This is a genomic window from Pseudomonas sp. B111 (assembly GCF_026428275.1).
Lineage (GTDB): Bacteria > Pseudomonadota > Gammaproteobacteria > Pseudomonadales > Pseudomonadaceae > Pseudomonas > Pseudomonas aeruginosa.
Genome location: NZ_CP097857.1, coordinates 3,629,248 through 3,649,930, shown reverse-complemented (window position 1 = coordinate 3,649,930; position 20,683 = coordinate 3,629,248). Strand labels below are relative to the sequence as shown.

The 20,683-nt window shown below is 69.8% G+C and carries 21 protein-coding genes; 10 read left to right on the top strand and 11 right to left on the bottom strand.

Annotated elements, in window-relative coordinates; translation table 11 throughout:
- Positions 1-243: 243 nt before the first annotated feature.
- Together M6E97_RS16905 and M6E97_RS16900 are read right to left on the bottom strand one after the other, a co-directional pair.
- On the bottom strand, positions 244-1,401 hold the full coding sequence (locus M6E97_RS16905) for a murein transglycosylase A (RefSeq protein ID WP_003082509.1): 1,158 nt from the start codon (positions 1,399-1,401) through the stop codon (positions 244-246).
- A gap of 95 nt (positions 1,402-1,496) precedes the next feature.
- Complete coding sequence (locus M6E97_RS16900; protein WP_003116363.1) at positions 1,497-2,390, bottom strand: LysR family transcriptional regulator; 894 nt, start codon at positions 2,388-2,390, stop codon at positions 1,497-1,499.
- Between the two features lie 84 nt (positions 2,391-2,474).
- Between M6E97_RS16900 and M6E97_RS16895 the strand changes: the two genes are divergently transcribed.
- Positions 2,475-3,254 (top strand): NAD(P)H-dependent oxidoreductase, encoded by a 780-nt coding sequence (locus M6E97_RS16895; protein ID WP_003162621.1) that lies wholly within the window; start codon positions 2,475-2,477, stop codon positions 3,252-3,254.
- 7 nt (positions 3,255-3,261) lie between these two features.
- Here the strand turns inward: M6E97_RS16895 and M6E97_RS16890 are convergent, their stop codons facing one another.
- Complete coding sequence (locus M6E97_RS16890; RefSeq protein WP_023088939.1) at positions 3,262-3,888, bottom strand: NAD(P)H-dependent oxidoreductase; 627 nt, start codon at positions 3,886-3,888, stop codon at positions 3,262-3,264.
- Between the two features lie 105 nt (positions 3,889-3,993).
- On the opposite strand from M6E97_RS16890, the gene M6E97_RS16885 reads away from it, so the two are divergent.
- A complete protein-coding gene (locus M6E97_RS16885; protein WP_003133652.1) occupies positions 3,994-4,602 on the top strand; it encodes a TetR/AcrR family transcriptional regulator in 609 nt (202 codons plus the stop codon).
- 38 nt (positions 4,603-4,640) lie between these two features.
- On the top strand, positions 4,641-5,489 hold the full coding sequence (locus M6E97_RS16880) for an aminoglycoside phosphotransferase family protein (RefSeq protein ID WP_079381505.1): 849 nt from the start codon (positions 4,641-4,643) through the stop codon (positions 5,487-5,489).
- Between the two features lie 76 nt (positions 5,490-5,565).
- On the opposite strand, the gene M6E97_RS16875 is transcribed toward M6E97_RS16880, so the two are convergent.
- Complete coding sequence (locus M6E97_RS16875; protein ID WP_003120540.1) at positions 5,566-5,916, bottom strand: hypothetical protein; 351 nt, start codon at positions 5,914-5,916, stop codon at positions 5,566-5,568.
- Positions 5,917-6,025: 109 nt separating this feature from the next.
- On the bottom strand, positions 6,026-6,832 hold the full coding sequence (locus M6E97_RS16870) for an AraC family transcriptional regulator (RefSeq protein ID WP_003082516.1): 807 nt from the start codon (positions 6,830-6,832) through the stop codon (positions 6,026-6,028).
- Positions 6,833-6,965: 133 nt separating this feature from the next.
- Here M6E97_RS16870 and M6E97_RS16865 point away from each other — a divergent pair, with 133 nt between their 5' ends.
- From M6E97_RS16865 to M6E97_RS16850, 4 genes are read left to right on the top strand one after another with little or no spacing between them, the layout of a single operon-like run.
- Positions 6,966-7,163, top strand: coding sequence for a DUF1656 domain-containing protein (locus tag M6E97_RS16865; RefSeq protein ID WP_003082517.1), 198 nt, complete (start codon positions 6,966-6,968; stop codon positions 7,161-7,163).
- A 12-nt stretch (positions 7,164-7,175) separates the two neighbouring features.
- Entirely contained in the window at positions 7,176-8,084 is a 909-nt protein-coding gene (locus M6E97_RS16860; protein WP_003112442.1) for an HlyD family secretion protein, read from the top strand.
- Entirely contained in the window at positions 8,084-10,123 is a 2,040-nt protein-coding gene (locus M6E97_RS16855; RefSeq protein WP_023092087.1) for an FUSC family protein, read from the top strand. The genes M6E97_RS16860 and M6E97_RS16855 overlap by 1 nt, the downstream gene beginning before the upstream one ends.
- Positions 10,120-10,377: a DUF2790 domain-containing protein gene (locus tag M6E97_RS16850; protein ID WP_049310112.1), complete on the top strand. Its 258-nt coding sequence runs from the start codon at positions 10,120-10,122 to the stop codon at positions 10,375-10,377. Before M6E97_RS16855 ends, M6E97_RS16850 begins: the two co-directional genes overlap by 4 nt.
- A gap of 21 nt (positions 10,378-10,398) precedes the next feature.
- Here the strand turns inward: M6E97_RS16850 and M6E97_RS16845 are convergent, their stop codons facing one another.
- Positions 10,399-10,902: a thioredoxin family protein gene (locus tag M6E97_RS16845; protein WP_023092085.1), complete on the bottom strand. Its 504-nt coding sequence runs from the start codon at positions 10,900-10,902 to the stop codon at positions 10,399-10,401.
- 191 nt (positions 10,903-11,093) lie between these two features.
- Here M6E97_RS16845 and M6E97_RS16840 point away from each other — a divergent pair, with 191 nt between their 5' ends.
- Positions 11,094-11,876: an AraC family transcriptional regulator gene (locus M6E97_RS16840; RefSeq protein WP_023092084.1), complete on the top strand. Its 783-nt coding sequence runs from the start codon at positions 11,094-11,096 to the stop codon at positions 11,874-11,876.
- Between the two features lie 2 nt (positions 11,877-11,878).
- Here M6E97_RS16840 and M6E97_RS16835 read toward each other — a convergent pair whose 3' ends face one another.
- The 5 genes from M6E97_RS16835 to M6E97_RS16815 all read right to left on the bottom strand — a co-directional run bounded on the left by M6E97_RS16835 (position 11,879) and on the right by M6E97_RS16815 (position 18,097).
- Positions 11,879-13,390: an MDR family MFS transporter gene (locus M6E97_RS16835; protein WP_003082523.1), complete on the bottom strand. Its 1,512-nt coding sequence runs from the start codon at positions 13,388-13,390 to the stop codon at positions 11,879-11,881.
- Positions 13,380-14,531: an HlyD family secretion protein gene (locus M6E97_RS16830; protein WP_023101422.1), complete on the bottom strand. Its 1,152-nt coding sequence runs from the start codon at positions 14,529-14,531 to the stop codon at positions 13,380-13,382. The genes M6E97_RS16835 and M6E97_RS16830 overlap by 11 nt, the downstream gene beginning before the upstream one ends.
- On the bottom strand, positions 14,528-15,976 hold the full coding sequence (locus M6E97_RS16825; protein ID WP_023875623.1) for an efflux transporter outer membrane subunit: 1,449 nt from the start codon (positions 15,974-15,976) through the stop codon (positions 14,528-14,530). Before M6E97_RS16825 ends, M6E97_RS16830 begins: the two co-directional genes overlap by 4 nt.
- A 382-nt stretch (positions 15,977-16,358) precedes the next feature.
- Positions 16,359-17,243, bottom strand: coding sequence for an alpha/beta fold hydrolase (locus M6E97_RS16820; RefSeq protein WP_003086717.1), 885 nt, complete (start codon positions 17,241-17,243; stop codon positions 16,359-16,361).
- A gap of 56 nt (positions 17,244-17,299) precedes the next feature.
- Entirely contained in the window at positions 17,300-18,097 is a 798-nt protein-coding gene (locus tag M6E97_RS16815) for a crotonase/enoyl-CoA hydratase family protein (RefSeq protein WP_003086719.1), read from the bottom strand.
- A 164-nt stretch (positions 18,098-18,261) separates the two neighbouring features.
- On the opposite strand from M6E97_RS16815, the gene M6E97_RS16810 reads away from it, so the two are divergent.
- A complete protein-coding gene (locus tag M6E97_RS16810; protein ID WP_049310168.1) occupies positions 18,262-18,822 on the top strand; it encodes a TetR/AcrR family transcriptional regulator in 561 nt (186 codons plus the stop codon).
- Positions 18,823-18,901: 79 nt separating this feature from the next.
- Positions 18,902-20,674: a S8/S53 family peptidase gene (locus M6E97_RS16805; protein WP_003086721.1), complete on the top strand. Its 1,773-nt coding sequence runs from the start codon at positions 18,902-18,904 to the stop codon at positions 20,672-20,674.
- Positions 20,675-20,683: the final 9 nt, after the last annotated feature.

Sequence of the window (20,683 nt, the reverse complement as noted above, 5' to 3'; positions counted from 1 at the left end):
GCTACGCCTGCCGGGGGTAGCACGGACAAGTGGTGTCGGGGGGCCTGGCCGCTGCGGCGAGGCGCGGAGGTCCGGCTGGCGCGGCGATCATCACAGAAGATTCTGCGGCGTCATTCATCGTTTGAATGGTTGCTGCCGCAAGCGCGCCCGGCGCCGTCGATGCTGGTCGGCGGTGTCGGGCGCTCGCTGGCGTTGCGTTGGCCAGCCGTCCCGGCCGGGTGCGTAGGCACCGGCCGGAGGTTTTCAGGAGGCGGGCAGCGGCGCACCCTTGGGCCATAGCAGCCAGAGCCGGCCCGGCTGCTTCATGTGTCCGGCGAGTTCGCCGGCGGCGTCGCCGGTGCCCCAGAACAGATCGGCGCGAACCTCGCCGACGATGGCCCCGCCGGTATCCTGGGCCGCCACCGGACGGACCACCGCGCTGCCGTCGTCAGGGCGGGTGGTGGACAGCCACATCAGGCTGCCCAGCGGAATCACCTTGCGGTCGATGGCTACGCTGTAGCCGTCGGTCAGCGGTACGTTCAGCGAGCCGCGCGGACCTTCGTCGCTGTCCGGGCGCAGGCTGAAGAACACGAAGCTGGGATTGCTCGCCAGCAGTTCGGAGACCCGCTGCGGATTGGCCTCGGCCCAGTCGCGGATGCGCTTCATGCTGATCTCTTCCTTCGGCACCAGGCCCTGCTCGACCAGCCAGCGGCCGACCGGCTTGTACGGGTGGCCATTCTGGTCGCCGTAGCCGATGCGCAGTTGCCGGCCGTCTTCCAGCTGGATGCGCCCGGAACCCTGGATCTGCAGGAACTGCAGGTCCATCGGGTCGCCCAGCCAGGCGAGCACCGGCGCGCTGGAGCCGTTGTCGCGGATCGTCGCGGCGTCGTCGTAGGGTTTCAGCACCCGGCCTTCCAGGCGTCCGCGCAGGCGCTTGCCCTTGAGTTCCGGGTAGACGCTTTCCAGCGCGACCACCACCAGGTCGTCCGGTACGCCGTAGACCGGCACCGGGGTTTTTTCGCCCTGGCTCAGGCTGCCGTGGTAGACCGGTTCGTAGTAGCCGGTGATCAGGCCCTGGTCGCCGTTGCTGGAGGAACGCAGGCTATAGACCTGCATCCGCTCCTGGAGGAACGCGCGCACCGCCGTCGGATCGGCGGCGACCGTCGTGGCGCTCGCACAGGGCTCGCCCCATACCGGGTCCTTGGCCAGCCGCGCGCAGGCCGAGCGCCAGGCATTGAAGCCGGCGAGCAGGTCGGCGTCGCTGGTGGCCGGCAGGGCGTCCCAGGGCACGCTGTTGTAGGTGGTGACTTCGGCGGGTTTGGGCGGGGGCTCTTTCTTGCCGTCGTCGCATGCGGTCAGCAGGGCGGCGAAAGGGAGCGCGCAGAGCAGCAGGCGGCGCCAGGGATGGAACGGAAACTTCACGCCAAGGACTTCCTGGTGGTGGATCGAAGCCCGCTAGCTTGGGCAAAGCGCGACGGTGCGTCAAACCGCGGCGACGACCGAAGCGTATCGCCGCGTTACACCGAGGCGGCGATGAGTTCGCGCAGCCAGCGATGGGCCGGATCGCGGTGCGAGCGCTCGTGCCAGAGCATGGCCAGGTCGTAGCCGGGCACCTCCAGAGGCGCCTCGACCACCCGCAACCTGTCGCGCTCGCGTACCAGTCGCGACGGCAGCAGCGCCACCAGGTCGGTGCTTTCCAGCACCGCGCGGAGGAACAGGAAGTGCGGCACCGACAACGCCACCCGGCGTTCCGCGCCGAGTTCGGCGAGCGCCTGGTCGGTGGGACCTAGGAAGCCGCCGCCGTCGGGCGAGACGATCGCCTGCTCGAGGCGGCAGAACTGCTTCAGCGTCGGTCGCCGACGCAGCCCCGGATGCCCGGCGCGCCCGGCCAGCACATAGCGCTCGCTGAACAGCCGGCGACAGCGCAGTCCCGGCGGCGCTTCTTCGAGGGTGTGGAAGGCCAGGTCGATCTCGCCGCGTTCCGCCTGCCTGACGATTCGCGTCGGCGCCAGCTCCAGCACCGCCAGGCGGCTGCCCGGCGCCTGGCGGCGAAGACTGGCGAGGATCGGCAGGAGGATCGCCGACTCGGCGTAGTCGGTGGCGGCGACGCGCCAGGTATGCCGTGACTGCGTCGGATCGAACGGCGCGGCCGGCGCCACCGCCTGCTCCAGGGCTTCCAGGGCCAGGCGTAACGGCTCGCGCAGCTCCTCCGCCCGCGCCGTCGGGCGCATCCCGCGCGGGCCGGGAAGCAGCAAGGGATCGTCGAAGATCGCCCGCAGCTTGGCCAGGTGCACGCTCACCGAGGGTTGGGAAAAATTCAGGCGTTCCGCCGCGCGCGTCACATTGTGTTCGGTGAGCAGCACGTCGAGGGTCACCAGCAGGTTCAGGTCCAGTCGCCGGAGATTAATCATCCATATACCTGGAATTTCGGATATTCATTTCAACTATATCTGGCGATGGCCGATCCTGCGCCCACCTTTTGCCGGAGACCCGCCATGAACGTACTCATCGTCTATGCCCATCCCGAGCCGCGCTCCCTCAACGGTGCGCTCAAGGACTTCGCGGTCGCCCGCCTCGAGGCGGCCGGCCATGCGGTGCAGGTTTCGGACCTCTACGCGATGGGCTGGAAGGCCGTGCTCGATGCCGGCGACAGCCTCGAGCGCGAGGCCAGCGAACGCTTCGATCCTTCCGCAACTTCCCTGCGCGCCTTCGAGAACGGTTGGCAGAGCGTCGACATCGCCGGTGAGCAGGACAAGCTGCGCTGGGCCGATACGCTGATCCTGCAATTCCCGCTCTGGTGGTTCAGCATGCCGGCGATCCTCAAGGGTTGGATCGATCGCGTCTATGCCTGCGGCTTCGCCTACGGGGTCGGCGAACATTCCGACAGCCACTGGGGCGACCGCTACGGCGAGGGCCGGATGCAGGGCAAGCGGGCGATGCTGGTAGTCACCGCCGGCGGCTGGGAGTCGCACTACGCCGCGCGCGGTATCAACGGACCGATGGACGACCTGCTGTTCCCCATCCACCACGGCATCCTGCATTACCCCGGCTTCGAGGTATTGCCGCCGTTCGTCGTCTATCGCAGCGGCCGGATCGACGCGGAGCGTTTCGCCGCGCTGAGCGAGCAGTTGGGCCGGCGCCTCGATGACCTGCAGCGCACTGCGCCGATCCCGTTCCGCCGGCAGAACGGCGGCGACTACCTGATCCCGGCGCTGACCCTGCGCGACGAACTTGCCCCGCAGCGGGCCGGTTTCGCCATGCACCTGGCCGAATGACCTGGGGTCAGGCCTCCAGCGGCTGCGCCTGGGCGGCCCCCTGCGCGCCGCGTGCGGCGAAGAGCTGGCTGCCGATGTGCAGGGCCTGGTCCAGATGCCGGATCGGATCGGCGCTCTCCGACTCCAGCAACAGTTCGGAACGGACCACCCGTGCGCCGCAGTAATCGAAGATGCCATGGTCGATCTGGGTGCGCATCGCCCCGGCGTAGCCGTGCCGCTCGAAGGTGCCGGCATCGGCGCCGCCGACACCAACCAGCACCACGCGCAGGCGCTGCAGCTTTTTCCGCAGGTCGCCGCCGATGCTGTAGTCGAAGGCCCAGCCATTGGAGAACACGCGATCGATCCAGCCCTTGAGCAGGGCCGGCATCGACCACCAGTAGATCGGGTAGACCAGCACCAGGGTATCGGCGCGATCGATGCGCGCCTGCTCGGCGAGGACGTCGGCGGGAGGCGACGCCTGGCCGCGATGCACGGCGTGGTCGGCCAGGCCGAAGCGCGGCTCGAAGCCTTCCGCCGCCAGATCGGCGGTTTCCGCGGAATGGCCGGCGCGGACCACGCCTTCGGCGATGTGGGCGGCGAGGGCATGTGTGAGAGAGCGAGGATGGTGATGGGCGACGACGATCAGGGCATGCATGGGCGAATTCCTCCGGGAATTGCGGGAAGGGGGGCAAGTCGATAGTCTGGGTAAAACCTACCTTTTGTAGGTTACCTTTAGTAAGTTACTTTTAGTAGGTTATCTATGTCAATGCACTCCCCAGACGACCCGTCGCCACGCCGCCGCCTGTCCCGCGACGAGCGCCAGCGCCAGTTGCTCGAGGTGGCCTGGCGGCTGGTCCGCGAAGAAGGCACCGAGGCGCTGACCCTCGGACGCCTGGCCGAGCAGGCCGGGGTGACCAAGCCGGTGGTCTATGACCACTTCGGCACCCGCGCCGGCCTGCTGGCGGCGCTCTACCAGGATTACGACCTGCGCCAGACGGCGCTGATGGAGGCTGCCCTGGAAGCGAGCGAGGCGACCCTGGAGGGGCGCGCTGACGTCATCGCCCGCGCCTATGTCGACTGCGTGATGCAACAAGGACGGGAGATTCCCGGGGTGGTCGCGGCCCTCGCCAGCTCGCCGGAGCTGGAGCGGATCAAGCGCGACTACGAGGTTCTCTTCATGGACAAGTGCCGCGCCGTGCTGGAGCCCTTCGCCGGCGGCGGACGGCTGACCGTCGCCGCTCTGCGCGCAATGATCGGCGCCGCCGAAGCGCTGTCGCACGCGGCCGCCACCGAAGAGATCGCCCCGGAAGAGGCGCGGCGGGAACTGTACGAGGCGATCGTGGCGATGGTCGCGCGGAGTCGTCGGTGAAGGAACCGCGTGCCCTGGAGGAATATCGCCGGGCGATAGTGGCGGCCTGTCCGGAACTGGCGGACGCCACGTTCGCCATCCTGGCCTCGGGCTGGCATTCCACGGCGGTGGAGGTCGGAGGGCGCTGGGTGTTCAAGTTTCCGCGCGGCGCGGAGGCCGAGGCGGCGCTGCTGCGCGAGGCCGCCGTGCTACGCCTGGTGCGTCCGGCGGTGAGCCTGGCGGTGCCGGCGCCGCAGGTGTTTGCGGGACCGCCGCTGTTTTCCCGCCACGAAAAACTGCCTGGCGGTTACCTCCTGGGCGAGGACTATCGGCGCCTGGACGAACCCGCACGGCAGGCGGTCGGCGATGCGCTGGGGCGCTTCTACGCCGAGCTGCATCGGCTGCAACCGGCGCGCATGCGGGCGGTTGGAGCCTTGCCGGTGCGTCCCTGGGAGTCGCCCACGGCGATGCGCAGGCGCGCCTTGCCGCTGCTGCCTGCGGCCTGGCGCGAACGCGCGGAACGCTTGGTGCGGGAATACGCCAAGCTGCCTGCCGATCCGCTGGGTTCGATCTTCGGCTTCTTCGACGGCCATGGCTGGAACATGGCATTCGATAGCGAGGTCGGGCGGTTGAACGGTGTCTACGACTTCGCCGACGCGAGCATCGGTCCGCTGCACCAGGAGTTCATCTATTCCACCTTCATCGATGCCGACCTCACCGAGCGCATCGTCGCCGCCTACGAGCGCTTCAGCGGTCGGCGCCTGGAGCGTCGGCGGATCGCCTTGCTGACGGCGGCGCATCGGTTGTCGGAGCTGGCCGAGCTGGCCGACGAGCCGCGCCATCTGCCGGACATGCTCGCCGGCGCCCTCGACGGTCTGGCCCTGGCGGAGGCGCAGGGCCTGGCCTGATGAGGGGACGCGCGGTTGTGCTGGGCAGGACGGATATGACCGCGTGCGGACATCCGCCGCGAAGTACCGCTACCGCTCAGAGATAGGCTTGCGCGCGGCGCCGCGAGCGCGGCATGCGGTTCTTCCCGGATAATTCGTTGAGACGCGCCTGCCAGGCCTTGCGGGCGGCATCGCGGTCCTGGCGCTGCGCGGCGGCGGGCCTGGCCTCGGCTTTCGGCCGCGGCGCGGCCTTGTCGATCACTGGCGCAGCGGCGGTGGGGGTGACAGGGGCACTGGCCGGAGCGGCGTTTTCCTGGGCCTGGGCGAAGGCGTTGGTGCGCCGGCAGGTCTTGCAACTGACCTGGCCGACGTCGCTCGAGCCGTTCACGTTGCTGTCGCCGCGCCCGCAGGCTGCCTGGCCGGATTCGCTCAAGAAGTGCGTAACCATCTGATCCTCCTGGAGAAAAAAGGGCGGCATTATTCCCAGAAGTGCCTTCGAGTGCCAGTCTCGGGGGAGAACAGCTGACGAACTGCAAGACCTTTCCGTCGACCTCCGTTCAGTCGGCTGGCCGCCGCATGCTGTCGCGCACGTAGCGGGCCGGGGGGCTGCCGAGCGCCTTGCGGAACATGCCGATGAACGAGCTGACCGACTCGTAGCCGAGGATCTCGGCGGTGCGTTGCACCGAAACGCCGGCGGACAGTTGCTGCAGGGCGATGATGATCTGCAATTGCTGGCGCCACTGGCCGAAGGTCATGCCGGTCTCCCGGCGCACCATCCGCGCCAGGGACCGCTCGCTCATCGCCACTCGCCTGGCCCATTCGGCCATGCTGGCGCGGTCGCCGGGGGCGCGGGTCAGTTCGTCGGCGATGCGGCGCAGGCCGCGGTTGTCCGGCAGCGGCAGGTAGAGCTGTTCGGTCGGCGCCTGTTCCAGGAGTTCCAGCAGCACCCCGGCGAGACGTGCGAGCGGGCCGTCGTGCGGATAGTCCTGCGGTTGCGCGCTCAGGTGCAGGATCAGTTCGAGGACCAGCGGCGACAGGGCCAGGGTGCAGCAGTCGCTCGGCAGGCGTGCCGCCCCCGGCTCGACGAAGAGGAAGCAGACCTTGCCGTTGGCGGTGACCCGGTTGCTATGCGCGATGCCGCCGGGAATCCACACACCGAACCCGGCCGGCACCATCCACAGGCCATCGGGCACCGTGCAGGTGATGCCGCCGCGGCAGGCCACCACCAGCTGGCCCTTGCGATGCCGGTGCACCGGCACTTCGGTGTCGTTGTGCCGGGCCTCCAGCTGCAGGGCCAGGGCCGGCTGGCCGAGCGCGTCGGGATCGAAGCGTTGGGCGAGGTAGGTCTGCGGTTCACGGCTCACGGCAGGTCCTTTGGTTGTCCGAATTCGATTATTTTCTGGCTGAGTAGTCGATATTTGCAAATCGCCACGACCCGTAGCCTGTGCTCGTCAACCCGACAGGAGCGGCCGACCGCTCCGCGCCCTCGATACCCTGGTGCCCTGCATGCTGAGCGAAGTCTCCGTTTCCGGCCTCTACGTGCCGCCATTGTTCCTCTACCTGTGCCTGGCGATGCCGCTCTACCTGCTGCTGGAGCGCCTCGCCTGGCGCTGGCTGGAATGCGCCTGGCATCCCGGCCTGCTGCGTTTCTTCCTGTCGTTCATCGTGCTGTCCGTGCTGGTGCTGAAGTTCTGAGCCGAGGTCCCCATGTCCATCGTTCGTCTTTCCAAGGTGGCTGCGACCTTCGCCTGCGGCCTGCTCGCCCTGTGCCTGGCGTTGCAGTTGTGGCAAGCCTACGTGCTGGCGCCCTGGACCCGCGACGGGCGGGTCAGCGCGCAGGTGATCCGCATCGCGCCGGAAGTCTCCGGCAGCGTCGAGGCGGTGTTCGTCGCAGATAACCAGCGGGTGGCCCGCGGCGATCCGCTGTACCGCATCGATCCGCGCAGCTATCGCCTGGCCGTGCGCCAGCGCGAGGCGGAGCTGGAGCAGGCGCGGGAAACCCTGCGCCAACGTGACGAGCAATGGCGCCGACGCATGCAGTTGGCCGGCGCGGTTTCGCGCGAGGAGGTCGCCAACGCCGGTCGCGCCCTGCGTATCGCCCGCGCCCGCGCCGAGGCCGCCGGGGCGGCGCTCGACCAGGCGCGGCTGGACCTGCGGCGCAGCGAGTTGCGCTCGCCGGTGGACGGCTATGTGACGCAGTTGCGCGTGCAGCCCGGCGATTACGCGGCGGCGGGCCGGACCAACATCTTCATCGTCGATCGGCGAAGCTTCTGGGTCACCGGCTATTTCGAGGAAACCAAGCTGCGCAATGTACAGGTCGGCGCGCCGGCGACGATCAAGCTGATGGGGTTCGATCCGCTGCTCGACGGCCATGTCGCGAGCATCGGTCGCGGTGTCGCCGACCTCAACGAAAGCCGTGCCGACAGCGGCCTGCCGCAGGTCAGCCCGAACTTCAGCTGGATACGCCTGGCGCAGCGCGTGCCGGTGCGCATCGAACTCGACCGGGTACCGGCGGGCGTGGTGCTTGCCGCCGGCATGACCGGCAGTGTCGAGGTGCTGCAGGCGGGGACCGCGCGGCACTGGCGGCTGACCCGCTGGTTGCAGGAGTACCTTTGATGGCGGCGTCGGCGTCCGGCGGGCGCGATTGGTACGCGGCGTTGCCGTTGCCCTGGCGGACCGACAGCCTGGGCTACGTGCTGCGCAGCATCGGCGCTGCCGCTCTGGCGCTCGGCCTGGGACTCTACCTGCAACTGGATTCGCCGTTTTCCGCGGCGTCCACTGTGCTGTTGCTGATCAATCCGGTGCAGGGGGCGGTGGTCGGCAAGGGCTGGTGGCGCGCCGTGGGTACCCTGGTCGGCACGCTCGCTGCCTTCGTCCTGACCGCGCTGTTCGCCCAGAAGATGCTGCTGTTCGTCGTCGCCCTGGGTTTCTGGCTGGGTCTCTGCGTCGGCGTCATGAGCCTGGTCCGGCACTTCTACGCCACCGCCGCGGTGGTCGCCGGCTACACCGTGTGCCTGGCGCTGGGACCGGCCATGGTCGAGCCCGAGGCGGCCTTCGAGCACATCGTCACCCGCGCCTCGGCGGTAATCGTCGGGGTCTGCTGCCTGAGCTTGGTGACCGTGCTCTTCAGCCGCAGGACCGTGTCCGGGCGGGTGCGCCAGCGTCTCGTCTCGCTCTGCGCGGCGACGCTGGCGCTGGTCGCTGCGCGGCATGCCGGTGCGGCTGACGGGGAACTGGAGCGCCGTCGCCGGACGCTGGCCGGCGAGGTCTACGCGGTAGACGACCTGCTGGGCGTCGGTCGCGCCGAGTCGCGGGCGCTGAGCGCTGCGCTCCCGGCGATCCGCGGTGGCCTGGCGGCGCTGTTTTCCACGCTGATGGAGTTCCGCTTCGCCGGCGAGACGCATTGGGCCCGGCGCTTGGCGGAGCGTGGACTGGCGCTGCCGATGGCCGACGACCTGTGCCTGCTGGGCGGCCAACTGGAGCGCGGCGAGCTCGACTTCGCCGGCGCCGCGCGACGGCTCGCGAGCTTGCGCGGTCGCCTGGCGGCGATTCGGCGCGGACTTCCGACAGACCAAGCGGATGCCTGTCGCGAAGGGCTGTTCATGGAGCGTCTCGACGAGCAACTGGATGACCTGCAGGCCGCCCTGCGGGGGTTCGCCCGGCTCGACGGCCGGGCCCGCGCCGACGTCCGCCCAGCGGCCTTCCATCGACATTACCGCGAGGCCTTGCGCAACGGCGCGCGAGCCTGGCTGGCGATGCTGGTCGGCGGCGCCCTGTGGTTCCTCAGCGGGTGGGACCAGGGGCCGACCCTGCTGGCGGTGCTCGGCCCCTACTGCACGCTGCTGGCAGCCTCGCCCTTTCCCGCCGAGGGCACGCGCAATTTCATTCGCGGCACGCTCTACGCGATACCTGCCGCATTGCTCTGCAAATTCCTTCTGCTACCGCTGATCAACGGTTTTCCATTGCTGCTGCTGTGCCTCGCCTTCTTCTGGTCGTTCGGTATCCAGGCCACCACAGTGCCCAGGCGGGCGTTGCAGGGAATCGCCTACCTGATCGCCTTCAATACCCTGGTCGCCACCGGCAATCTCGCCCGCTTCGATTTCGGCGACTTCGCCAACCAGTCCTGCGCCTGGGTGCTGGCGCTCTGCATCAGCCTGCTGGTCTACCGCCTGCTGCCGAAGGACCTGGAACGGCATTCGGCGTCGCTGCTCGACCATCTGCGCCGCGAGACCCTCGCCTTGCTGCGTCGTCGCGCCGGTTTCGACGCGCATGCATGGCAGGCCCGCCAGCAGCATCGCATCGCCCAGCTGGGCGCGTTGCATGGCATGGAACATCCGCGCAGCGCGCTGGCCCTGCGCCTGGGCTTCGTATCCCTGCAACTCGGCCGCGAGTCGCGGCGCCTGTGGCGCGCCCTGGCCGGGCTCGACCCGGCCGCCGCGGAGGCGCGGTGGATCGAGCGCGCACTGCGAGCCATCGCCGTCCGCCATCGCGATCCGCCGCTCGCCGTGCGGCACGCACGCCGTGCCGGCGCCCGCCTGGCGGCCGCCGGCGAGTGGCGCCTGGCCGCGATCCTCACCGACCTCGCCTGGTTGCTCCGGGCCTATTCGCAAAGCGTCTTGTCCGACGGGGCGCAGCATGGAGAAAAGACCTCATGAAAACCTCGTTCTTGCTGGCCTTGCTGCTGTCCTGCTCGTCCCAGGTCCAGGCGGCGGACGACGACGGGAAAGAGTTGCCGCCGATCGAGCGCTACGACTACGGCATGCCGCCGGACATCGAGCGGGTGCTTTCCGTCACGCCGGTGCCGGCCACCTGTGGCGTGGTGCCGCTGGTGATGCTCTACCGCGACAGCGCCGGACGCCTACATCGCTTGCAGTACCGAGGCCTTGGCGCGGGTTGTTCGCGGCACTGAGAAGCGGGCGCAGGCGCTGTCTCAGCGCGCCGCGCCTTCGATGATCGCCAGGACGTCGCCGATGGCGTGCTCCAGGTAGTCGCCCGCCTTGTACGCCGCAAGCGCCTGCGGACCGCCGTCGAGCACCGCCTGCGGCCGTTCGACGAAGCGTCCGAGCAGGTTGAACTCCTCGTCCAGCACCAGTACCAGCGGAATCGGGATTCGCTCCAGCGCCAGGCGCTGGCGCAGGTCGTCCTCGGCGCGGCCCTTGGAAATGATCGCCAGCTCGATGTTCGGTTGCAGGCGCTGCGCGAAGTCCAGCGCGGCCAGGCTGATCTGGCAGTCCGGGCACCACATTTCCCCGGCGACCAGCAGGCGATAGCGCCGTTCGATGCGTTGCAGGCGTTCCGTCAGCGCGCTCGGCAGCCCGTCGCTTTCCAGCTTCTGCCGGAACCGCGCGACCGCGCCCTGTTCCGTGGCCAGGCCATGGCCGACGAAGGCGGCGAAGTCTTCTCCGATATCGAACAGTTCCGCGTAAGAGGCCATGCTGGTTTCGCTCCTGTGCTTGGGGAGGGATGGCGCGGCGGATACGCCAGGCAGTCGCGCCACGCCGGGGCGGCCAGGGTAGCGCGCTCGCCGCGTCGCGGCGAGCGCCGGCGTGCTCCGCCGGGTCTGGTCGTTAGCATGGCGCGGCTGGTAAAAAGACAGCGCCACCACTGCCCGCCAAGGCCCGCCCGATGCTGATCGACCTGCCTTCCACCCGTCCGGTCTTCGCCTATGCCCAGGATTATCTCCACGGCGAGTGCGTCGAGCTGCACCGGCATTCGCGCGCGCAATTGATCCATGCGCTCAGCGGGGTGGTCACGGTCGGCACCGCCGAGGGCATCTGGGTGGTGCCGCCGGGACGCGGTGTCTGGTTGCCGGCCGGTATCGAGCATGCCCTGCGTTTCGCCGGCCAGGTGCGCATGCGTACCTTGTTCATCGCCCCGCAAGCGCGCCACGACCTACCGCAGGACTGCCGGGTGGTGGACGTGCCGCCGTTGCTGCGGCAATTGATCGTCGCGGCGATGCGGATCGCCCCGGACTACCCGCCGGGCGGCCGCGACGAGCGGGTGATGGAGCTGATCCTCGATGAACTGCGGGTGCTGCCGATCCTCGCCCTGCACGTCCCACAGCCGGTCGATCCGCAACTGGCGGCGCTGTGCCGCAGCCTGCGCGCCGAGCCGGCCGCCGACTGGAGCCTGGGCGATGCCGCGCGTCGCCTGGGCGTCAGCCCGCGGACCCTGACCCGCGCCTTCCAGCGCGAAACCGGTCTCAGCTTCGTCCAGTGGCTGCGGCGCATGCGCCTGCTCGCCAGCCTCGATGCGCTGGCGGCAGGGCACTCGATCCTCGAGGTCGCACTGGACCTCGGCTACGACAGCCAGAGCGCCTTCAGCGCCATGTTTCGCCGGACCCTGGGCGTTTCGCCGAGCCTCTATTTCGGCCGCGGCGCCGCCTACGGGGTGGCCGAGGGCGACTGAGTTCAGTCCTTCTGGCGCAGCATCAGCGAGGCCAGGGCGCAGGCCAGGAGCGCCACGCAGGAAAGGTAGAAGGCGTCGGAGTAGGCCATCAGATAGGCCTGCTGGCGCACCCCGTGGTCGAGCAGGGCCAGCGCCTGCTGCTGCTCCGGCAGTTGTATCCGCACCTGGCCACCGCCCAGGCGCTGCTGCAGGGCGCCGTCGAAGATCGTCAGGGTCTCGCCGATCCGCTCGGAGTGGAAGCGCTCGCGCAGCGAGACCAGTTGCGTCAGCAGCGCGGTGCCGATCGCGCCGCCGAGGTTGCGCAGCATCGAGATCAGCGCCGAGGCCGAGCCGGCCTGGGCCTTGTCCAGGCCCTTCACCGCCAGTACCGAGAGCGCGACCATGATCAGCGGCTGGCCGATGCCGCGCACGACGATGGAGGGGATGATCACGTTGCGTCCCGCGTCGGCGTTCAGGTGCGCGCCCATCCAGCAGCCCAGGGCCATGATCGCGAAGCCGCCGGCCACCAGCAGCTTGGGGTTCAGCCAGCGCATCAGGCGCGGCAGCAGCGGCGCCAGGAGCAGTTGCACGAGGCCGTAGAGGATCAGGCTGTCGCCGATCTGCCGGGCGTTGAAACCCTGCAACTGGGACAGGTAGTTGGGCACCAGGAACACCAGGCCGAAGGTCGCCGCGCCGAACACCGCCATCGCCAGGCTGGACACGCCGAAGTTGTAGCTGCCCAGCAGGCGCAGGTTGATGAACGGCCGCGCGCCCCACAGTTGGCGCTGTACGAAGAGCAGCAGGGCGAGCACGGCGAGGACGGCGAAGGTGCGGATGAAGCCGGACTCGAACCAGTCGCGGCGGCCACCTTCCTCCAGCACGATCTGCAGCGCGCCGAGGCCGGCGACCATCGCGCCGATGCCGAGCCAGTCGGCCTGGCGCAGGCGTTCGCGGTCGCCGTCGCGGGGGCGGATCGACCAGGCCACCGCGGCCAGCAGGGCGATCCCCGGCAACAGTTGCAGGAGAAAGATCCAGCGCCAGGAATAGGCATCCGCCAGCCAGCCGCCGATCGACGGGCCGGCGGCCTGGGCCACGCTGTTGGAAAGGCTGAACAGCGCCATGCCGAGGGGTATCCGGCTGGACGGCAGCTCGGTGAGGATCAGTTGCATCGACAGCGGGATCAGCACCGCCCCCGAAGCCCCCTGGATCACCCGGATCAGGATCAGCGTCGACAGGTTCGGCGCCAGCGCGCAGCTCAGCGAACTGAGCAGGAACACCAGCGAGCCGAGGAGCATCACCCGGCGCAAGGAGAACACTTCCACCAGCCAGGCGGTAAGCGGGATCATGCTGATTTCCGCGACCAGATAGGCGGTGGAGATCCACGAGCCCTCCTCGAAGGTGGCTCCCAGCGCGCCTTCTATCTCCGGCAGCGCCGCGCTGGTGACGTGCACGTTCATGCCGGCCATGAAGCAGCCGAACAGGCCGCCGGTGACGGCGACCCAGGCACGCAGCGATACCTTGTCGTCAGCGCTCATCGGCGGAGGCTCCGTCCGGTTCGCGAGTGTCCACGGTGGCGATCACCGACATCCCCGGAAGCAGCCGGCCCCGCTCGGCGGCGTCGGCGTCCAGGCGGATACGCACCGGGAAGCGCTGGACGATCTTGGTGAAGTTGCCGGTGGCGTTGTCCGGCGGCAGCAGCGCGAATACCGCGCCGGAGGCCGGCGCCACGCTGTCGACGCGGCCGCGCCAGCGGCGGCCGAACGTGTCCACCTCCAGCTCTACCGGTTGCCCGGGGCGGATGCGTTCGAGCTGGGTCTCCTTGTAGTTGGCCACCACGTAGGCCTGCTCCAGCGGCACCACCGCCAGCAGCGGCAGCCCCGGCGTGACGTACTGGCGCAGGCGCACCTTGCGCTGGCCGACGCGGCCGGCGAATGGGGCGCGGATTTCGGTATCGTCCAGGGCGTGGCGCGCCAGTTCGCGCGCCGCCGCGGCTTCCTGCAGCTCCGCCTGGCGCTGGGCGAGCGCCGCCTCCGCCTCGCGTCGCCGGCTCTTCAGCACGTCCCTGGCGGCGCGCTGGCGGCCTTCCTCGGCGCTTGCCCGCCGCGCTGCCGCCCGCGCTCGCTGGTGCGCCGCGTCGGCATTCTCCAGGCGCTGGCGACTGGTGGCATGCTCGTCGGCCAATTGCCGGTAGCGTCGCCAGTCGGTCTCGGCGCGGCGCCATTCGGCTCGCGCCGCTTCGCCATCGGCGCGGGCGCGGCTGATCGTCTGCGCCTGCTCCAGCAGTTGCCGATCGAGGGTCTCCAGCTTCGCGCGCTGGGCTTCCAGCGCCGCCTGCGCCGCCGCTTCGCGGGACTCGGCGGCGCGCAGGCGCTGGCGGAAGTCGCGCGGGTCCAGGCGCAGCAGCAGGTCGCCGGCCTGGACGTCGGCGTCGTCGGCCACCAGCACCTCGGCGACGTAGCCGGAGACCTGCGCGCTGACCGCCACCCAGTCGGCGCGTACATAGGCATCGTCGGTGCCCTCCAGGAAGCGTCCGCTGCTCCACCACCAGGCCAGCAGGGCGGCGAGCGCGATGGCGCCGGCGAGGCCGCCCAGCAGCCAGGTTCGGCGCCGGTGCGTGGCTGCTGGCATGGTTTCGCCAGTGGTGTGTTCGATGGGTTCCCTGATTGCCTGGTTCATTGTCCGTTTTCCTGGTGGGAGGGGCTGGGAGCGGCTTGCCAGCCGCCGCCGAGAGCCCGGAACAGTTCGACCTGGCGCTCGGCGACGCGCATCTCGGCGTCGACCAGGCGCGCCCGGTCGGCGACCAGGCTGCGTTGACTGTCGAGCAGCTCGAGGGCATCGAGGGCGCCGGCGCGATAGTTGCTGCGCGCCAACCGGTAGGCGTGGCGCTGCTCGTCGAGGGCACGCTGGAGGTCGGCACGCCGCTGGCGCTCGCCGGCATACAGCGCCAAGGCACGCTCGACCTCGCGCAGGGCGCCGAGCACCGCTCCGTCGAAGCGCGCCAGAGCGGCGTCGCGCTCTGCCGCTGCGCTGTCCAGGCGGCCTCGCGCGCTTTCCCGGTTGGGGAAGCGCCAGCTCAGCAGCGGGCCGGCCGCGTAGGCCAGCGCGCCGCTGCCGCCGAGGCCGGCGAGGGTCGCTGCGGAGGTTTCGGCGCCGACGGCGAAGCTGATGCGCGGGTACAGCTCGGCTTCGGCCAGCGCGCGCCGGGCGTCGGCGGCGGCGAGCCGGCGCTCGGCCGCGCGGACGTCCGGGCGGCGCGCCAGCAGGCTCCAGCCGTCGCCGGTGGGCAGGGCACGGCGCAGTTGCGGTATGCCGGCGCAGGTCGCGGCAGGAGCGTCCAACTGGCGCGGCGAGCGCCCGCTGAGCAGCGCCAGTTCGTAGAGTGCCGCGCGCCGCCGCGCCTCGAGCATCGGCAGCGCGGCGCGGGTCCGCTCGCGCAAGGCCAGCAGCCGGCGTCGCTGCAGCTCGCTGGAAAGGCCGGCGGCGAGCTGGCGTTCGCTCAGCGCCAGGCTCGCGTCGAGCAGGCCGACCGATCGGCGTTGTACCTCTGCCCGTCGCGCCAGGGCGCAGGCGCGGACGTAGGCGAGGGTGGTCTGGCTGGCCACGCTGACTCTGAGCAGGTCGCGCGCCGCTTGCGCCGCTTCGGCATCCGCCTTCGCCGCGGCGATGCGGGCGCGGACTTCGCCCCACAGGTCCAACTGGTAGGACAGGTCGAGGCGGGCGGTGTGTTTCCACTGGCTGCGCAGCTCCTCGTCGGTGGCTTCGGCGAGGGTCTGGTCGTCGCCGTCGCGCCCATACTGGTAGCCATAGCCGACCTCGGTCCGTGGCCAGCGTTCGCCCTGTGCGCCGCGCAGATGGCCGAGGAGCGCGCGGGCATGGGCATCGGCTGCGGCCAGGTCGCGGTTGTGGCGCAGCGCGGCGGCCACCAGGTGGTTCAGCCCAGGGTCCTGGTAGAGCGTCCACCACTGGGCGGGCAGCGCGTCGCCGCGGGTTCCCGCCACCCTCGACAGGCCAGGGTCGAGGCTTTCCGCGCGTGGCGCGGGTTGGTTGCGGTTCGCGCAGCCCAGCGCGGTGGAGATCCCCAGCGCCAGCGCCACGCAACGCAGATGACTGGCAAGCGGCATTGCCCTGCTCCCGTGTCTGAAAGAGCGGGGAACGGTAAGGCAGGCGCGGGCGGCCTGCGCCGGCAAAAGCGCCAGTCATCGTCGCGAAATGGACAGTCGGCGGATTTTTCAGCGTTGTCGCATCAGGTACGGGCCGCAGCCCAGGGCCAGCAGCCCGGCCGGGATGGCCAGCAGGGAGATGCGGGCGATCTGCCGGGAGTAGCGGTTCACCCCGGCAAAGCTGTCGGCCTTGGTGGCGGTCTCCCGGCGAAACCCCGGTCGCGGCTTTCGGCGCGGCTGCGTTCGAGAAGGAACACCACGGCGACCACGCCCAGCCAGAATGCGACGGCGAACAGGCGAAGGGACAACGGCAACGGGTGCATGGCGCGCTCTCGCTGGTCTTTCAGGCGTTCTCCGGATGCCGTCTCAGCCAGCGCAGGGCGTCGTCCCACAGCGCCTCTGCACCGGCGCGGAAGTAGCCCATGTGTCCGAGCGGTCCACCGTCGGGTCGCAGGTCGAGGGTTTCCAGCGGTGCGTTGCGGTAGGCCTCGACGAAGGCGTCCCGCGAGCGCGGCGGTGCCCAGGGATCGTCCAGGGCGGTGGCGAACAGACAGGGCGTGCGCACTGCGGCGTAGCGCTGGTGGAGGTGGCGCATCGCCGGGTCGTCGAAATAGTAGCGGGGATGGCGGCACCAGCGCTTCCAGTCGCGGTAGACCCCCAGCGGCAGGTCGTCGCCCATGCCCAGCAGGCTCCAGGCCATGTAGCCTTTCCAGGCCACCAGCGGCGGCAGCACCAGGGTCCACAGCAGGCGCACCTTGAGCGCTTCGCGGCGCGACATCCAGCCGCTCCAGCCGGCGCCGCTGCCGAAGCTGTAGCAGGCGGCGAGCCGCCCATGGTCGGGCAGCAGGCCGATGGCGTGGCCGCCGAAGGAGTGGCCGATCCAGTACAGCGGCCGCTCCTCCCGGCCGAGCAGCTCGACGGCGGCGGCGAGGTCCCGGTAGGCCCAGTCCAGGTAGGACATGGCGAAGCCCTTCAGGCTTGCCGGCGCGGATTCGCCGATGCCGCGATAGTCCAGGGTGAGTACGTCGAAGCCCTGGCGCGCGGCGTGTTCGGCGAAACGCCGGTAGAAGCGCTGGGCGACGCCCGTCGCGCCGGCCACCAGCAGGTTGCCATGGGCGTGGCCCGGCGCGTGGTAGCGGTAGGCGGACAGCGGATAGCCGTCGGTCGCGGGCAGGGCCAGGCGTTCCATCCGCACCGGCGCTGCGGAATGTTGAGTCAACGAAGTCATGTCGGTTTCCGCAGGAGAGATGGAGCGGAGCGACCGGGGGTCGACCCGCAGGGGAGCTAGCGGCCTTTGAACGCCGGCGCGCGCTTTTGCACCATCGCCAGCACGCCCTCGCGGACGTCCTCGCTGCCGATCAACGCGGCCAGCGACTCGTTGACCCGCGACAGCGCCGCATCGTCCCCCTCGTCGCGCCCCTGGAACGCCGATTGCAGCGCGGCGCGCACCGCCAGCGGCGCGGCCCGGGCGATCCGCTCGGCGTATTCGAGGGCCCGTGCCAGTTCCTCGCCGGGTTCCACCACCTCGGTGAGCAGGCGCATGCGCAGGGCTTCGTCGGCATCGAACTCATCGCCGGTGAGGATGTAGCGCATGGCGTCGGTCCAGCCCGCCGCGCGCGGGAAGCGCACGGTGGATCCGCCCAGCGGCGGGATGCCGCGTAGCACCTCCAGATGGGCGAAGCGCGTGCCGCGCGCGGCCACCGCGATGTCGGCATTGAGCATTAGCTCTATCCCGGCGGTCCAGCAGGTGCCTTGCACCGCGACCACCAGCGGCTTGCTCCGACGCGGCTGGACCACGCCCCAGGGATCGACGCCGCCGTCCGGATAGCGGAAACCGCTGGCGGCGAGCTTCGGTGCCAGTTCCATCAGGTCGAGCCCGGCGGTGAAGTGCTCGCCATGGGCGAAGAGCACGGCACAGCGGGATTCCTCGCTGCGCTCGTATTCACCCATGGCCAGCGCCAGGTCCGCCAGCATTGCGCTGTCGAAGGCGTTGCGCTTGCCCGCGCGGTCCAGGCCGATGAGAAACAGATGACCGCGCTGCTCTCGGGTGACGCGGCCCGGGCCGCTGTTGGCTTCGCTCATGATGCCTCTCTCCTGTGCTTGGGTTGGTGGAGCGGAAACTTCTTCTAGTTACCTACCGAACATTCGGTTTGTAAAAACTAAACAAACATTCGGTAACCGTCAAATTGAGGCGCCAAGGCTTATGGCATAGAATCAACGCCTTTGATCGAGAGCAGGAACCTTCCGTGCGTCCGTTGAAAATCTCCCGCGACGAGCTTCTCCAGTGCTGCGCCGGCACCTTCCGTCGCTACGGCTACCACGGCACCACTATGGACATGCTGTCCAGCGCCTGCGGCTTGACCAAGGCCTCGTTCTACCACCACTACCCGAACAAGGAAGCCTTGCTCCGCGACGTTCTCGAATGGACCCACCAGCGGCTCGCCGAGACGCTCTTCAGCATCGCCTACGACCCGCTGCTGACGCCCCGCGAGCGCCTGGAAAAACTCGGCCGCAAGGCCGCCCGGTTGTTCCAGGACGACAGCATCGGCTGCCTGATGGGCGTGGTCGCGGTCGACGCCAGCTATGGTCGCAGCGAGCTGATGGCGCCGATCCGCAGTTTCCTCGACGACTGGGCGCAAGCCTTCGCCCAGCTCTACCGCCCGGCCTTCGACGAGGCGCAGGCGCTGGAGCGCGGCCGGCAACTGGTGGCCGATTTCGAAGGCGCCATCCTGCTGGCGCGCATCTATGGCGAGCCGGGCTATATCGATGGCGTCACCCGGCGAGCGCTGGAGCAACTGGCGGGCTAGCCTGCGCCCGCCTTCAACCTGAACGAAGCGTTTCGCCAGGCGGTCGGAACAACAGGTCCCCGTTCCGGAAGCCGAGTCCATGCCGCTGCGCCGTGCCGTTTTCGCCATCCTTTTCGCGTCCCTGGGCAGTCCTTTGGTCGCCGCCGAAACACCCCTGCGCCTGGAGCGCCTGGAGCGCTGCGGCGATCTCCTGGCCAGCGAGCGGCAGGAGTGGTGCCTGCGCGTGCGCGGCCTGGGTGCCGGCCTGCCGCGCCTGTTGCTGGACGGCCGCGAACTGCCGGCCACCGCCCTGCGGCGCGAGGGCGACGGCCTGCGGCTCCGCCTGGACCGCCGTGGCCACGCCAGCGGTCCGCTTTGGCTGGAGCAGGGCGGGCGCAGCAGCAATCCGGTATGGCTGACCCTGAACGGCAGCCATGTGCTCGCCGCCGGTCCCGACGAGGTGGCGAAGAACATGGATGGCCTGACCACCTACGTCGACCTGGTCAGCCTGTTGATCGAGGAGAACCACGACGGTCGCCGGGAGGCCGAACGCCTGGCCGATAAATATGGCGCGCGGGTGGTCGGCGCGATCCCGCCGTTGAACCTCTACCAGTTGCGCCTGCCGGCGCGCGACCTCGTCCAGCGCGACGCGCTGGTCCTCCGCATCGGCAGCGAGACCAGCGTGGACGCCGTGGTGGTGGAGGAGTCCGCGCCGGAGAAGGGCGAGGAAACCGAGGCGGCGCGCCGGCCCGTGGACAAGCCGGACAGCGACTCCGACGAGTGGGCGGCCAATCGTTTCATGGACGCGGTGAACTATTACCAGCGTCGGGTCCGCGCCCGCCAGGCCCCGCTGGAGACCCGCCCGGTGCGCATCGGGGTGATCGAGCGCGACGTCGACTTCGACGCCCCCGACTTCGCCGACTACCTCGGTCCCTGCAAGGCGCCCGCGCCGCGTACCTGCCTCTACGCGCGCGATGCCGAACGTCCCGACAACCACGGTTCGACGGTCGCCGGCATCCTCGCCGCGCGCTGGGACCAGGGCGGCAACAGTGGCTTCCTGCGTGGGCTGGACCGCGCCAGCCAGGGTTTCGAAGTGATCGTCGAGCGCAATTCGGACGCTGGCATCACGGCCAACGTCGCCGCCTCGGTGAACCTGGTGGAGGATGGCGTGCGGGTGCTCAACTGGAGCTGGGGCATCCACCGCGTCGGCGCTCGCGACGTCGACGGCGACGAGGTGGATTCGCTGGTGCGCTCGGGGATCGCCATGAGCGGCTACGAGGAGTTGCTCGAGGAATTCTTCCTCTGGCTGCGCAAGGAGCATCCGGACGTGCTGGTGGTCAACTCCGCCGGCAACGGCTCGTCCTACTCCGGTACCGACGAATACCGCCTGCCGTCCTCCTTCGTCACCGAGCAGTTGCTGGTGGTGGGCGGCCACCAGCGCAGCGAGCGCCAAGGCCTGGCGGTGGACGACCCGGCCTACGCGGTCAAGCGCAGCACCTCGAACGTCGACATGCGGGTGGATGTCACCGCCGCCGCCTGTACCCATGCCTCGACCCTGGAGCGGGACGCGCGGGGCGAGGTGCACTGCGGCACCTCCTATGCCACGCCGATGGTCGCCGGCACTGTCGCCGCCATGCTTTCCCTCAACCCGCGGCTGCGACCCGAGGAGATCCGCATGCTGCTCCGGCGCAGCGCCATGACCATCGGCGGCGACTACGATTTCGAGCCGGCCGATGCCGAGGACCTCACCGCACCGATCCTGCCCTCGGAGCGCGGCTACCGCCTGGACCACCGCGACGTCGGCCGCTCGGCGCGGCTGGACATGCAGAAAGCCCTGGACCTGGCGGTGAAGAGCCGCGAGCGGGTGCGCTGAGGCGTTCCG